The organism is Streptomyces sp. NPDC002889 (assembly GCF_042888425.1).
Classification (GTDB): domain Bacteria; phylum Actinomycetota; class Actinomycetes; order Streptomycetales; family Streptomycetaceae; genus Streptomyces.
Genome location: NZ_JBIAPT010000003.1, coordinates 1 through 13,062, shown reverse-complemented (window position 1 = coordinate 13,062; position 13,062 = coordinate 1). Strand labels below are relative to the sequence as shown.

15 protein-coding genes are annotated in these 13,062 nt (G+C 69.7%); 8 read left to right on the top strand and 7 right to left on the bottom strand.

Features of this window, described 5'->3' with window-relative positions; translation table 11 throughout:
- Nucleotides 1–56: 56 nt before the first annotated feature.
- The 3 genes from ACFYWI_RS05040 to ACFYWI_RS05030 form a co-directional block, all read right to left on the bottom strand.
- Nucleotides 57–791, bottom strand: a complete 735-nt coding sequence (locus tag ACFYWI_RS05040; protein ID WP_389225275.1) for a transglycosylase SLT domain-containing protein — start codon at nucleotides 789–791, stop codon at nucleotides 57–59.
- A 284-nt stretch (nucleotides 792–1,075) separates the two neighbouring features.
- Complete coding sequence (locus ACFYWI_RS05035) at nucleotides 1,076–2,182, bottom strand: S-adenosylmethionine:tRNA ribosyltransferase-isomerase (RefSeq protein ID WP_389225273.1); 1,107 nt, start codon at nucleotides 2,180–2,182, stop codon at nucleotides 1,076–1,078.
- Nucleotides 2,179–2,874, bottom strand: coding sequence for an SDR family NAD(P)-dependent oxidoreductase (locus tag ACFYWI_RS05030; RefSeq protein ID WP_389225271.1), 696 nt, complete (start codon nucleotides 2,872–2,874; stop codon nucleotides 2,179–2,181). Before ACFYWI_RS05030 ends, ACFYWI_RS05035 begins: the two co-directional genes overlap by 4 nt.
- A gap of 171 nt (nucleotides 2,875–3,045) precedes the next feature.
- On the opposite strand from ACFYWI_RS05030, the gene ACFYWI_RS05025 reads away from it, so the two are divergent.
- The 3 genes from ACFYWI_RS05025 (at nucleotide 3,046) to ACFYWI_RS05015 (ending at nucleotide 5,312) form a co-directional block, all read left to right on the top strand.
- On the top strand, nucleotides 3,046–4,191 hold the full coding sequence (locus tag ACFYWI_RS05025; RefSeq protein WP_389225269.1) for a GAF domain-containing sensor histidine kinase: 1,146 nt from the start codon (nucleotides 3,046–3,048) through the stop codon (nucleotides 4,189–4,191).
- Between the two features lie 94 nt (nucleotides 4,192–4,285).
- Nucleotides 4,286–4,909 (top strand): response regulator, encoded by a 624-nt coding sequence (locus ACFYWI_RS05020; protein WP_389225267.1) that lies wholly within the window; start codon nucleotides 4,286–4,288, stop codon nucleotides 4,907–4,909.
- A gap of 154 nt (nucleotides 4,910–5,063) precedes the next feature.
- A complete protein-coding gene (locus ACFYWI_RS05015; RefSeq protein WP_389226274.1) occupies nucleotides 5,064–5,312 on the top strand; it encodes a chaplin in 249 nt (82 codons plus the stop codon).
- Nucleotides 5,313–5,535: 223 nt separating this feature from the next.
- Here the strand turns inward: ACFYWI_RS05015 and ACFYWI_RS05010 are convergent, their stop codons facing one another.
- The gene (locus tag ACFYWI_RS05010; protein WP_389225265.1) at nucleotides 5,536–6,327 is read right to left on the bottom strand and encodes a hypothetical protein; all 792 of its coding nucleotides are present in this window, start codon (nucleotides 6,325–6,327) and stop codon (nucleotides 5,536–5,538) included.
- A 134-nt stretch (nucleotides 6,328–6,461) separates the two neighbouring features.
- Between ACFYWI_RS05010 and ACFYWI_RS05005 the strand changes: the two genes are divergently transcribed.
- The 4 genes from ACFYWI_RS05005 to ACFYWI_RS04990 all read left to right on the top strand — a co-directional run bounded on the left by ACFYWI_RS05005 (nucleotide 6,462) and on the right by ACFYWI_RS04990 (nucleotide 9,709).
- Nucleotides 6,462–7,253: an ABC transporter ATP-binding protein gene (locus tag ACFYWI_RS05005; RefSeq protein WP_389225263.1), complete on the top strand. Its 792-nt coding sequence runs from the start codon at nucleotides 6,462–6,464 to the stop codon at nucleotides 7,251–7,253.
- A 128-nt stretch (nucleotides 7,254–7,381) separates the two neighbouring features.
- A complete protein-coding gene (locus ACFYWI_RS05000) occupies nucleotides 7,382–7,810 on the top strand; it encodes an NfeD family protein (RefSeq protein ID WP_389225261.1) in 429 nt (142 codons plus the stop codon).
- A 100-nt stretch (nucleotides 7,811–7,910) separates the two neighbouring features.
- Complete coding sequence (locus ACFYWI_RS04995; RefSeq protein ID WP_389225259.1) at nucleotides 7,911–8,858, top strand: SPFH domain-containing protein; 948 nt, start codon at nucleotides 7,911–7,913, stop codon at nucleotides 8,856–8,858.
- An 83-nt stretch (nucleotides 8,859–8,941) separates the two neighbouring features.
- Nucleotides 8,942–9,709 (top strand): sulfite exporter TauE/SafE family protein, encoded by a 768-nt coding sequence (locus tag ACFYWI_RS04990; RefSeq protein WP_389225257.1) that lies wholly within the window; start codon nucleotides 8,942–8,944, stop codon nucleotides 9,707–9,709.
- Between the two features lie 74 nt (nucleotides 9,710–9,783).
- Here the strand turns inward: ACFYWI_RS04990 and ACFYWI_RS04985 are convergent, their stop codons facing one another.
- The 3 genes from ACFYWI_RS04985 to ACFYWI_RS04975 form a co-directional block, all read right to left on the bottom strand.
- On the bottom strand, nucleotides 9,784–10,290 hold the full coding sequence (locus ACFYWI_RS04985) for an HNH endonuclease (RefSeq protein WP_389225255.1): 507 nt from the start codon (nucleotides 10,288–10,290) through the stop codon (nucleotides 9,784–9,786).
- A gap of 191 nt (nucleotides 10,291–10,481) precedes the next feature.
- A complete protein-coding gene (locus ACFYWI_RS04980; protein WP_389225253.1) occupies nucleotides 10,482–11,018 on the bottom strand; it encodes a YbhB/YbcL family Raf kinase inhibitor-like protein in 537 nt (178 codons plus the stop codon).
- Between the two features lie 49 nt (nucleotides 11,019–11,067).
- Nucleotides 11,068–11,850 carry a sporulation protein gene (locus tag ACFYWI_RS04975; protein WP_389225251.1) on the bottom strand — a complete coding sequence of 261 codons (783 nt, stop codon included), beginning with the start codon at nucleotides 11,848–11,850 and terminating at the stop codon, nucleotides 11,068–11,070.
- A 75-nt stretch (nucleotides 11,851–11,925) separates the two neighbouring features.
- Between ACFYWI_RS04975 and ACFYWI_RS04970 the strand changes: the two genes are divergently transcribed.
- Nucleotides 11,926–12,567, top strand: a complete 642-nt coding sequence (locus ACFYWI_RS04970) for a DNA-3-methyladenine glycosylase (RefSeq protein ID WP_389225249.1) — start codon at nucleotides 11,926–11,928, stop codon at nucleotides 12,565–12,567.
- Nucleotides 12,568–13,062 lie beyond the last annotated feature (495 nt).

Genomic DNA, 13,062 nt, shown 5'->3' with positions numbered 1-13,062 from the left:
GACGCCGAAGGGCGCACCCCGCGCGGGGTGCGCCCTTCGGCGTGTGACAGCGTCCGTCAGTACGCGCTGTTGACGTTGTCCATGGAGCCGTAGCGGTCGGCCGCGTAGTTGCAGGCGGCGGCGATGTTGGCGACCGGGTCGTACTGGTCCCAGGCGGTGCCGGGGACGTGGTACGCGTCGAAGGTCGGCTTGATGACCTGCAGCAGGCCCTTCGACGGGATGCCGTTGATGGCGTTGATGTCCCAGTTGTTGATGGCACGCGGGTTGCCGCTGGACTCACGCAGGATGTTGCGCTTGATGCCGTCGTAGCTGCCGGGGATGTCGTGCTTCTTCATGATGGACATCGCCTCGCGGATCCAGCCGTCCAGGTTGTTGGCGTAGACCGGCTTGCGAGCGGCGGCGCGGCTCGCGGCCGCGGCCTTCGCGCGCTTCTTCGCCGCGGCCTCGGCCTTGGCCTTGGCCTCGGCCTTCTTCACTGCGGCGACCTTGGCCGCAGCGGCCTTCTGCTTCGCGGCCGCCTCGGCCTCGGCCTTGGCCTTGGCCTGCGTGGCCTTGAGGCGGGCCTCGAAGGCCGACTGCTGGCTGGTGATGCTCTTGTGGACGGACGCCTCGGCGGAGTCCAGCTCCCACGCGACGGGGGCCGCGGCGAGCGCCTCGGTCTCGACGCTGGCCTCGGCGTCGCCCGGAGCGAGCGAGAGCGCAAGGGCCGCGGTGGCGGCAGCGGCGACACCGGCGACGGCAGCCTTGCGGGACGTGAGACGGCGAAGGACAGGGGTGCTGGACGCGGACATACAGAAGTACCTCTTCGAATAGCGGATGTCGTCCCTGGCCGGTGCGGCACTTCTTTCCTCGGTGACGACGTCGGCAATTCTTAGCGGCAGCAAAATCCCCTGGCAAAGGTGTGACGTACGACCCGCGATAGTGGATCAGGTTGGGCGAATAGTCCGATTTGGGCTCGCGATACCCGATCAAACGCCCTTTATGCGTCCACTAACTAGCTTCGTAAGTGACCTGCGTCCTATGCGCGGGCTCACATCGGGCGGGTGCCGGTCTCACCATGTGTTGCGTCGGCAATTCAAAGCGTGAGGGCCTCGACGGGCCCATTCCCAGGGGCCTGTTCCGGCAGTATCAGGTGGACGTCGCCGAACTCGTGCCACAGATAGCGACGGCGCAGCGCTTCCGAATAACTGCAGGTCAACGCGGCTCTGCCGGCGATCGCCTCCAGCATCAGCAGATGCGAAGCCTCCGGTTCGTGCAGCCCCGTCAGCAGTCCGTCCACCGCCCGCACCCCGCGCGCCGGAGTGATGACCAGATCCGTCCAGCCCGCCGCCGCCCGCACCACACCGTCCGCGTCGACCGCGGACTCCAGCGCCCGCACCGCTGTCGTTCCCACCGCGACGATGCGGCCCCCTCCCGCACGAGCAGCGTTCACCAGCCGGGCCGTCGCCGCAGGCACCGCGAAGCGCTCCGGGTACGGCGGCTCGTGCGCCTCCGCCGACGCCACCCCGGTATGCAGCGTGAGAGGCGCGAACTGCACACCACGGCTGACCAGTTCCGCCACCAGCCCCGCCGTGAACGGACGCCCGGCGCTCGGCATCTCGGCGGAGCCCGAGCCGTCGGGGGAGGGCAGCGCGAACACCGTCTGATACGCGGCCAGGGACTGGTCCCGCGCCGTGTACCCGTACCGGATCGGCCGCCCGTAACGCGCCAGCAGACCGGGTACCGCCACGGACACCGAGGCCCACCACAGCCGGTCCGCACTTACGGCGAGCGGCTCCTCGAGAACCAGCCGCGCACCACCGGGCAGCCGGATCACCGCCCCGCGCGGCCCGCCTGCCCGCGGCCCGGTGCTGCCCGCACCGTCCGGGCGGCGCAGCTCCACGGCCCACCGCCCGTCCTCGCCCCGTGTGGAGAAGTGCACGACGACCGCCTCGCCGCCCCCGGCCCGCGCCGTGACGGCGGCCGGCAGCGTGGCGGACGTGTTGACCACCAGTACATCGCCGGCCCGCAACTGCCCGGGCAGGTCGGCGAACCGGTGATGGGTCACCCGGGTCCCGCGCGAGAGAAGCAGCCGTACGTCGTCCCGCCCCGATCCGCGCACCTCGGCGGGCTCACGGGCGGACAGTTCGTCGGGCACCCGCAGCGCGGCCGGAACGGACCCTCCTTCCTCCACCGTCGTCACCGGGTCTCCAGCAGAGCCGGTGCCGCGTACCGGCCGCTGGCGGGACGCCGCTCCAGCAGCCGCAGGAAGCCCGGCACGACCGACTCGGGCGACGGACGGGGAGCGTCGTCGTCCGGGACGGCGGCCGCGTACAGATCCGTCCGCATGTCCCCCGGGTCCACCGACCACACGCGCAGCCCCGGCTCCTCCACCGCGAGCACCGAGGCCAGCTGGTCGAGCGCCGCCTTGGAGGCCCCGTATCCGCCCCAGGTCTCGTACGCCTCCGCCGCCGCGTCCGAGCTGACCGTGACGACCGCGCCGGACCCGGAAGCCCGCAGCAGCGGCAGAGCCTCCTGTACGAGGCCGAGCGCCGCGACCACATTGGTCTCCAGCGCCGCCCGCAGGCCCTGTGGCGGCAGTGCCTCCAGCCGCACCAGCGGCTCGGCGCCGAGCGCGCTGGCATTGCTCACCAGCAGATCGAGGCCCCCGAGGCCCCGGGCCGCGGCCACCAGCTCGCGGCGGTGCCCGGCGTCGGTGACATCCCCGGGGACCGCGATCACCCGTGTCCCGTATACGCCGATGTGATGCGCGCTCTCCTTCAGTACGTCCGCCGTCCTGGCGCCCAGCACCAGATCCCAGCCCCGCTGTGCGAGGGCGGCCGCAAGCGCCCGCCCCAACCCCTTCGACGCCCCGGTGATCACCGCTACCGGCATGATGTCCATCCCCTTGTCCAGTCGATGGACCCAACGTAGGAACAGCGCCCGGCCTGCCGCCTCGTGCGCGGGGCCCTACCCGCAAGGCACTTCGACCTACGTCCGGAGTCCCGACCAGGTGCCGTCCCCGGGCCGATACGGACTGTCACAACCCGCCGGTACGGTGAGTTCATGAGTCATCGACCGAGTTCCGGCCTGGCCGCCGTGAGCACCGCACTCCTCGCGATGAGCAGGCATCTCGAGGTGCGCGACGTGCTGAAGACGATCGTGGCCTCGGCCCGCGAGCTCCTGGACGCGCAGTACGCGGCGCTGGGCGTGCCCGACGACCACGGCGGCTTCGCCCAGTTCGTCGTGGACGGGGTCAGCGACGCCCAGTGGAAGGCGATCGGCCCGCTCCCGCGCCAGCACGGCATCCTCGCCGCGATGCTCCATGACGCGAAACCCGAGCGGCTCGCCGACGTCCGCAAGGACCCGCGCTTCGAAGGCTGGCCGTCCGCCCACCCGGAGATGTCCGACTTCCTCGGACTGCCGATCAAAGACAGCGACGAGACCATCGGCGCGCTCTTCCTCGCCAACAAGCGGTGCCCGAAGCCCGACGACGGCTGCGGCTTCACCGAGGCGGACGAGGAACTGCTCGGCATCCTCGCCCAGCACGCGGCGATCGCCCTGACCAACGCCCGGCTCTACGAGCGCAGCCGCGAGCTCACCATCGCCGAGGAGCGCTCCCGGCTCGCCCACGAGCTGCACGACGCGGTCAGCCAGAAGCTCTTCTCGCTCCGGCTGACGGCCCAGGCCGCGGCCGCCCTCGTGGACCGCGACCCCGCCCGTGCCAAGGGTGAGCTCCAGCAGGTCGCGGCGCTCGCCGCGGAGGCGACCGACGAACTGCGGGCGGCCGTGGTCGAGTTGCGCCCCGCCGCCCTCGACGAGGACGGCCTCGTCAACACGCTGCGCACCCAGATCCAGGTGCTCGACCGCGCCCACACCGCCCACGTCACCTTCTACAGCTGCGCGATACGGGCCCTGCCCGCGGCGCAGGAGGAGGCGCTGCTGCGCGTCGCCCAGGAGGCGCTGCACAACGCACTGCGCCACTCCGGTGCGGACGAGGTCGATGTGGTCCTGGTCCGGCGCGGACAGGGTGCGGTGCTCAGCGTGACCGACAACGGCAAGGGGTTCGAGCCGAGGTCCGTCCGCAGGGCCGGCCGCCATCTGGGACTCGTGTCGATGCGGGACCGGGCGAGCGGTGTCGGCGGCACACTCAGTGTGGAATCGGCGCCCGGCAAGGGCACCACGATCGAGATGGAGGTCCCCGGTGGCTGAGGATGCAGGGGGCAGCGTGATGGGGGTCCCCCCGGACGGAGCCGGAGAGAGCTTCGCCACAAGGGCACCGGCGGGAGGGAGGAGGGCCATCCGCGTGCTGCTGGTCGACGACCACCAGGTGGTCCGCCGCGGGCTGCGCACCTTCCTCGAGATCCAGGACGACATAGAGGTGGTCGGCGAGGCCGGGGACGGGGCCGAGGGGGTCCAGCGCGCCGAGGAGCTGAAGCCGGACGTGGTCCTGATGGACGTGAAGATGCCGGGCATGGACGGTATCGAGGCGCTGCGCAAGCTGCGCGAGCTGGCCAACCCGGCCAAGGTTCTGATCGTCACCAGCTTCACCGAGCAGCGCACGGTGGTCCCCGCGCTGCGCGCCGGAGCTTCCGGATACGTGTACAAGGACATCGACCCGGACGCGCTGGCCGGTGCGATCCGTTCCGTTCACGCGGGCCATGTACTGCTGCAGCAGGAGGTCGCGGGCGCGCTGCTGTCCGACGACGACCCGGGCAGCGGCACGGGCCGTGGCGGCACCCTGACCGAGCGGGAGCGGGAGGTGCTCGGCCTGATCGCCGACGGGCGGTCGAACCGGGAGATCGCCCGGGCGCTGGTCCTCTCCGAGAAGACGGTCAAGACACATGTCTCGAACATCCTGATGAAGCTCGATCTGTCGGACCGCACGCAGGCGGCGCTGTGGGCCGTTCGGCATGGGCTGGCGGGCTGAGCGCAGGGGAGGGGAGTCGCGGAGCGTCACCCTCCGGTGCGAGATTCATACTGTCGGGTGTATGTCACCCGTCCGGCGCATCCTGATCGACTCCGGACCGTTCTTCATGGCGTGCTGCGGCGACTGCCGCAACGACGCTACGGAGGATGACGAAGTGAAGAACCTGAAGAAGGCCGCTGCTCTCACCATGATCGCCGGAAGCCTGGTCGCAGCCGGCGCGGGTGTGGCGTCCGCCACCACCGGTGGCGCCCACGCCCACGGTGAGGCCGTCCACTCCCCGGGTGTTGCCTCCGGCAACCTGGTGCAGGTCCCGATCCACGTCCCGGTGAACGTCGTCGGCAACACCGTGAACGTGATCGGCCTGCTGAACCCCGCGTTCGGCAACGTGGGCGTCAACGGCTGACCGCTCCCCACGACGGCGACACATCGCACGGCCCCGCAGGCACACCGCCTGCGGGGCCGTGCGACGTCCGCCCTGTCGGACGGCACCCACAGAAGCCGGCGCCCGCGCGCTCCGGCGCCACCTCCCCGGTCGCGCCCGGCCGCCGGCGGGAGCGCGATCCGATGCCCTCCGGCCCGCGGCCTCGACGCACCCCGGCGGCCTGGTCGGCGGACCCCACCGGGGGTCAGCGCCCCCCGCGCTCCCGTTCCTCCACGTACGCGTTGTACGCGGCCACCTGCGCGCGCCGCGCCACCCGTTCCACCGGGCGCAGCGCCTCGCCCCGCGCCGCCATCTCGGACGCGCTGACCGCGCCGCCGTGGCCGTTCTCGTACGCCACGGAGATCAGCAGCCCGATCCGCTGTGCCAGCTCCAACACCCGGACGGCACGTGGTGGGTACCCGGGTGCGAGCATCTCCCCGGGCCCCCGTTCCGCCCGCGCCCGGTACGCGTCCACCGCTGCCTCGGCCACCGGACCCGACCCCGCGACATCCAGTCGCGTCAGCGCCGCCGTCGCCTCGCGCAGCGCCTCCGCGAGCTCCCGCTCCGCCTCGCCCAGCGAGGGCACATCCGCCGGCGGCGCCTCACGGACCGGCAGGCAATGCCAGACGACCTCCACGTGCCGGTCCCCGTCGGGCCCGGCCTCGTGCACCTCGGGCACCAGCCCGTACGCGGCCCCCGTGGCGACCACGGCCTCCTGCGCATCGAGCGCCCGCGCGTTGAACTCCGGCGGTCCGCTGAGCCCCAGCGGATGCCCCGGCGCCGGGAGCGCGACCCGGTACCCGGTCACCCCGAGTGCCCGCAGCCGCCCCAGCGCCAGCGTGAGCCCGACCGGGGCCGCCTCGCCCGGCAGCGCCTCCACCCGGTGCACCGCATCGTCGCCGACGATCGCGCCGGCGGCGTCGTCCGGGGATACAAGTCCGGCCAACAGGGCATTTCCCCATGCGGCCAGCCGTCCTGAGCGTGGTTCGGAATGCATGGACCCAGCCTAGGGACCGGGCTGGGCAGTGGAGCACTCGACCGGTGGCGTAGGTTTTCCCTGGGAGCTGCGCCCACAGGTGCACAAACGCACCCGAACACCTCAAGACGATTGCATGGGGAGACAACGCGCTCATGAGCGATGTACTGGAGCTGGTGGACGTATCGGTGGTCCGCGACGGACGCGCTCTGGTGGACGACGTCTCCTGGTCGGTCAAGGAAGGTGAGCGCTGGGTCATCCTCGGCCCCAACGGCGCCGGCAAGACCACCCTTCTCAACATCGCTTCCAGCTACCTCTTCCCGAGCGCCGGAAAGGCCCGCATCCTCGGCGAGCGGCTCGGCAAGGTCGATGTGTTCGAGCTCCGTCCGCGCATCGGCATGGCGGGCATCGCCATGGCCGAGAAGCTCCCCAAGCGCCAGACCGTCCTGGAGACCGTGCTCACCGCCGCGTACGGCATGACCGCCACCTGGCACGAGGACTACGACGACGTCGACGAGCAGCGCGCCCGCGCCTTCCTGGACCGGCTCGGCATGACCGAGTACCTCGACCGGAAGTTCGGCACGCTCTCCGAGGGCGAGCGCAAGCGGACCCTGATCGCGCGCGCCATGATGACCGACCCCGAGCTGCTCCTGCTGGACGAGCCGGCCGCCGGTCTGGACCTCGGCGGCCGCGAGGACCTGGTCCGCCGTCTCGGCCGGCTGGCCCGTGACCAGTACGCACCCTCGATGATCATGGTGACGCACCATGTCGAGGAGATCGCGCCCGGCTTCACACATGTCCTCATGATCCGCCAGGGCAAGGTGCTCGCCGCCGGCCCGATGGAGACCGAGCTGACCTCCCGCAACCTCTCGCTCTGCTTCGGCCTCCCGCTCGTCGTCGAGCGCAACGGGGAGCGCTGGACCGCGCAGGGCCTCCCGCTCGGCTGACCGCACGCGGTGGGCCGCGTGCACGGACCCGGCCGGCCCGCCCGAAGCGGCCGAATCGCCAACTCGGCCCGCGGTGACCTGATATCGCCCCCTGTCCCGACCGCGACCGGCGGACCTACCATGACCACGTGGACATCGACGCATGGGTGTGGTGGCTGATCGGCGCGGTCGGACTGGGCATTCCGCTCGTGCTGACGGCGATGCCCGAATTCGGCATGTTCTCGGCCGGAGCGGTGGCCGCGGCCGTCGTCGCGGCAGTCGGCGGGGGCACGGTGGCCCAAGTGCTCGTCTTCGTCGCGGTGTCGGTGGCCCTCCTCGCCGTCGTACGGCCGATCGCCAACCGGCACAGAGCCCAGAGCCCCCGGTTCGCCAGCGGCGTCGACGCGCTGAAAGGCCGTCAGGCGGTCGTGCTGGAACGGGTCGACGGCAACGGCGGCCGTATCAAACTGGCCGGTGAGATCTGGTCCGCCCGCGCCTTCGACCCGACCATGACCTACGAAGAGGGCCAGCAGGTCGACGTCGTCGAGATCGACGGCGCGACGGCCGTCGTCATGTGAACTGAGCAGGCCGAACAGGCCGAACGCCCCACAATCCAGCCCGTGTTCTGGAAAACTCGATCATCAGAATCATTCGGCAGCGAAGGGCACAGGGAACACGATGCAACCGATCATCATCGTCCTGATCATTCTGGTGGTGTTGGTCTTCATCGCCCTCATCAAGACGATCCAGGTCATCCCCCAGGCCAGCGCCGCCATCGTCGAGCGCTTCGGGCGCTACACCCGAACCCTGAACGCGGGCCTGAACATCGTCGTCCCGTTCATCGACTCCATCCGCAACCGCATCGACCTCCGCGAGCAGGTTGTCCCCTTCCCGCCGCAGCCGGTGATCACCCAGGACAACCTGGTCGTCAACATCGACACCGTCATCTATTACCAGGTGACCGACGCCCGCGCCGCGACCTACGAAGTCGCCAGCTACATCCAGGCGATCGAGCAGCTCACCGTCACCACGCTCCGGAACATCATCGGTGGCATGGACCTCGAGCGGACCCTGACCTCCCGCGAGGAGATCAACGCGGCCCTGCGCGGCGTCCTCGACGAGGCCACCGGCAAGTGGGGCATCCGCGTCAACCGCGTCGAGCTCAAGGCCATCGAACCGCCCACCTCCATCCAGGACTCGATGGAGAAGCAGATGCGCGCCGACCGCGACAAGCGCGCCGCGATCCTCACCGCCGAAGGTATCCGCCAGTCGCAGATCCTCACCGCCGAGGGCGAGAAGCAGTCCGCGATCCTGCGCGCCGAAGGCGAGGCCAAGGCCGCCGCGCTGCGCGCCGAGGGCGAGGCCCAGGCCATCCGCACGGTCTTCGAGTCCATCCATGCCGGGGACGCCGACCAGAAGCTGCTCGCCTACCAGTACCTCCAGATGCTCCCGAAGATCGCCGAGGGCGACGCCAACAAGCTCTGGATCGTTCCCAGCGAGATCGGCGACGCCCTGAAGGGCCTCAGCGGAGCGATGGGCAACTTCAACCCCATGGCCGGCATGGGCGGTGGTTCGGGCACATCGGGCAGCAGCAAGGAGCGCCGCGAGCAGCCCCCCATCGACTGACGCCCCGCCTCTTCATGCATGATCAGTGAGGCCCTTCGACCTTCATGGCGGGGAGGCGACTCACTGATGTGAAGGAGATGGCGTTGTCCATCTGGGAGTCACTCGCGATCTTCGTGGCCGGCGTCAGCGCAGGCACGATCAACACGATCGTCGGCTCGGGCACCTTGATCACCTTTCCGGTCCTGCTCGCCACCGGACTGCCCCCCGTCACCGCCACGGTGTCCAATGCGCTCGGCCTGATCCCCGGCTCGGTCAGCGGAGCCATCGGTTACCGTGCCGAACTGAAAGGCCAGCGCACACGGGTCCTGCGCCTCGGCGTCGCCGCGGCGATCGGCGGTCTCAGCGGAGCCGTACTTCTGCTGATGCTGCCCCCGACGGCCTTCGAGACGATCGTGCCCGTACTGGTCGCCCTCGCCCTGGTGCTGGTGATCCTCCAGCCCCGACTGTCCAAGGCGGTCCAGCAGCGCCGCGAGCGCAACGGCACCCGCACCCACGCCGACGGCGGCCCGCTCCTGTTCGGGGGTCTGCTGCTCGCCAGTGTCTACGGCGGCTACTTCACCGCGGCCCAGGGGATCATCTACCTCTCCCTGATGGGCATGCTGCTCGACGACAGCCTTCAGCGCATCAACGCCGTCAAGAACGTCCTCGCCGCCGTGGTCAACAGCATCGCCGCGCTCTTCTTCCTCTTCGTCGCGGACTTCGACTGGACGGCCGTCCTGCTCATCGCCGTCGGCTCCACCATCGGCGGCCAGATCGGCGCCAAGATCGGCCGCCGGCTCCACCCCACTGTGCTGCGCACGCTCATCGTGATCGTCGGCACGCTCGCCATCGTCCAGCTGCTGCTGCGCTGAGACAGGCACGAAACGCCGGAGCCCGCCTTCATCGGAAGGCGGGCTCCGGCATGACCGCGGGTACGGACGGAGGCCTACGCGGCCGACTGCCCCAGCCAGTCCGGCAGCGCCTCGCGCTCACCCGAGCGCAGCCCGAGCAGCATCGCATCGGCCGGCGACGGCACGAACGGCTGGTGCAGCAGCGGCATCCCCGCCTGCTCCGGCGTACGGTCCGCTTTGCGGTGGTTGTCCTCGGCGCAGGAGGCCACCGTGTTCAGCCAGCTGTCGGCGCCACCGCGCGACCTCGGCACCACGTGGTCCACCGTCGTCGCGCGCCTGCCGCAGTAGGCACACCGGTGCTGGTCCCTGACCAGCACACCCCGCCTCGACCACGGTGCCTGTCTTCGGAACGGCACCCGGACATATCTGCAGAGCCTGATCACCCGGGGTACCGGAAGATCAACTGCCGCACCGCGCACACGGAGTCCGGGATGGGCCTGCTCAACAACGGCCTTGTCCTGCAGCACCAGCACCACCGCACGGTTGAGTGTCACCGTCGACAGCGGCTCGAAGCTCGCATTCAGTACCAGTGTGTCCCGCATCTCGCCCACCTCCGTTCGCCCGGCCGGCCGCGTCGGCGGGCATCAGGCTTGGATCAACTCTGGCCGGGCGCGCCGAGATGGACAACGCAATATCTGTGCCTGCCCGGGGAGTGACCCCCCGCCCCCCGGGAACAAAACTGCCCTGCCCTGATCTCTCCAAGACCAGGGCAGGGCAAACTCCGGGCGAACACTCAGCTCTCGGCGGGACTCTCGTACTCGCCGATCAGCTGCGCACGGCCGAGCGTGTGAAAGCGCAGATTGAAACCCACCGCCGCGGGCGAGGCATCCGCGCCGGGGCCGAGTTTCTCGCTGTCCACCGCGTACACCGTGAAGACATAGCGGTGGTTCTCACCGGCCGGCGGAGCGGCACCGCCGAAGTCCTTCGACCCGTAGTCGTTACGGGCGTGGACGGCGCCCGCGGGCAGCCCTTCGAACTTCCCGCTGCCCGCACCCACCGGCAGCTCCGTCACCGACGCCGGGATGTCGAAGAGCACCCAGTGCCAGAACCCACTGCCGGTCGGCGCGTCCGGATCGAAGCACGTCACGGCGAAGCTCTTGGTCTCCGCGGGAAAGCCTTCCCAGCGCAGATGCGGCGAGGTGTTGCCCGCCGCGTGGACCTGGGCGTCCTTCAGCACCGATCCGGGCGCGATGTCGTCGCTCACCACCGTGAACGGCGGGACCGCCGGATGAAAGTCGTGCGGAAGGGGCGCCCGCTTGAGCTCGGTCACGTCAAAACCTCCGATTCGGCTGTCTGCATGTGTCCTGCCGAAAGGGAGCCTAGAGCCAGTTGCGGCGGCCGCCGACGTTCGCGATCCACTGGTTGAGGTACGCCCCCCAGTCGGTGGACCGGAAGTCGTGGTGCCCCACCTTGAAGGCCTTGTACGAGTCGCTGCTCTCACTGAAGAGCCCCGGCTTCTTGTCCATCTCCAGGATGACGTCCATCTCGTTCTCGTCCGCGACGAACGTCAGCTCGACCTGGTTCAGCCCGCGGTACTGGGCCGGCGGGAGGAACTCGATCTCCTGGTAGAAGGGCAGCCGCTGACGCGTCCCGCGGATGTGACCGCGCTCCATGTCTGCACTCTTGAAGCGGAAGCCCAGCTGGATGAAGGCATCCAGGATGGCCTGCTGCGACGGCAGGGGGTGCACATTGATCGGGTCGAGGTCGCCCGAGTCCACGGCCCGCGCGATCTCCAGCTCGGTGGTCACGCCGATGTTCATCCCGCGCAGCTGCTGGCCCTGGATACTGGTGACCGGCGTCTCCCAGGGAATCTCCAGCCCGAACGGCACCACGTGCACCGCACCGGCCTTGACCTCGAACGCGCCACCGAGCCGCAGCTTGGTGAACTCGATGTCCTGCTTGACCTCCTGGTCACCGCCCTCGACCTCGACGCGGGCCTGCAGACCGACGGACAGCCCCTCGATCTGCTGATCCACCGATCCGCCCTGGATGCGCACCTCGCCCTGGACGACACCGCCCGGCACGACGTTCGCCTCGGTCAGCTCCGTCTCCACGGAAGCACCGCCGGCGCCCATGCTGGCAAGCAGCCTCTTGAAGCCCATGTCCACTCCTTCTAGGTCCTGACCCCTACATACGCGCGAGGGACCGTGGTCGGTTCCCCGCTACGCTCGTACGCGATGATCGAGCGCTCCGACCGTACGCCGCTGCCCCGGGCCTTCTTCGACCGCCCGGTACTCGAGGTTGCTCCGGAACTCCTCGGCTGCACCCTGACACGTCTGACGGGCGCGGGCCTCATCGAGCTGCGCCTCACCGAGGTCGAGGCGTATGCCGGGGAGGCCGACCCCGGCTCCCACGCCTTCCGCGGCCGCACCAAGCGCAACGACGTGATGTTCGGCCCGCCCGGTCATGCCTACGTCTACTTCACCTACGGCATGTGGCACTGCCTCAATGTGGTGTGCGGCCCCGAGGGCAGGGCGAGCGGAGTCCTGCTGCGCGCCGGCGAGATCCGGGTGGGCGCGGATCTCGCACGCAAACGTCGATTCTCGGCCCGTCACGACAAGGAACTGGCCAAAGGGCCCGCCCGACTGGCCACGGCCCTCGCTGTTGACCGGACCCTGAACGGCAGCGACCTCTGCGCCGGTGCCACCGCCCCGCTCTCCCTGTCCTACGGTCACCCCCCAACCCCTGACCAGGTACGCAGTGGCCCCCGCACGGGAGTCGGCGGAGACGGTGCACACCACCCGTGGCGCTTCTGGATCGAGGGCGACCCAACGGTCAGCCCCTATCGGGCACATGTGCCACGCCGCAGGGCAACTTGACTCGGTTACTCCGGCCGCCTAACGTAGCCCGAGCCGCTTGAGCCGGGCCCTGCTGTTCAGCACCCCGAAGTGGCCATCCACTACTCACGACCAGCCCGAACGGGTCCGGTTTCGGCATGCCGAAATTCAGCTCGAATGACTCGATTATGAGTCGCCCGGGAAATCGGTTAACGTAGTGACCGCGCCGAAAGGGAAACGCGAAAGCGGGAACCGGAAAGCGTAGTAACAAATCTCCTGCCTGGCAGGGGGCCCGCCGACCGGGAATCGGACACGAAAGAGTCTGATAGAGTCGGAAACGCAAGACCGAAGGGAAGCGCCCGGAGGAAAGCCCCAGAAAGTGTTCTGCGGGTGAGTACAAAGGAAGCGTCCGTTCCTTGAGAACTCAACAGCGTGCCAAAAGTCAACGCCAGATATGTTGATACCCCGTCCATCCTTCGGATGGTCGAGGTTCCTTTGAAAAAGTCCATCCCGCTTGCGGGGTGGCGAAACACAGCG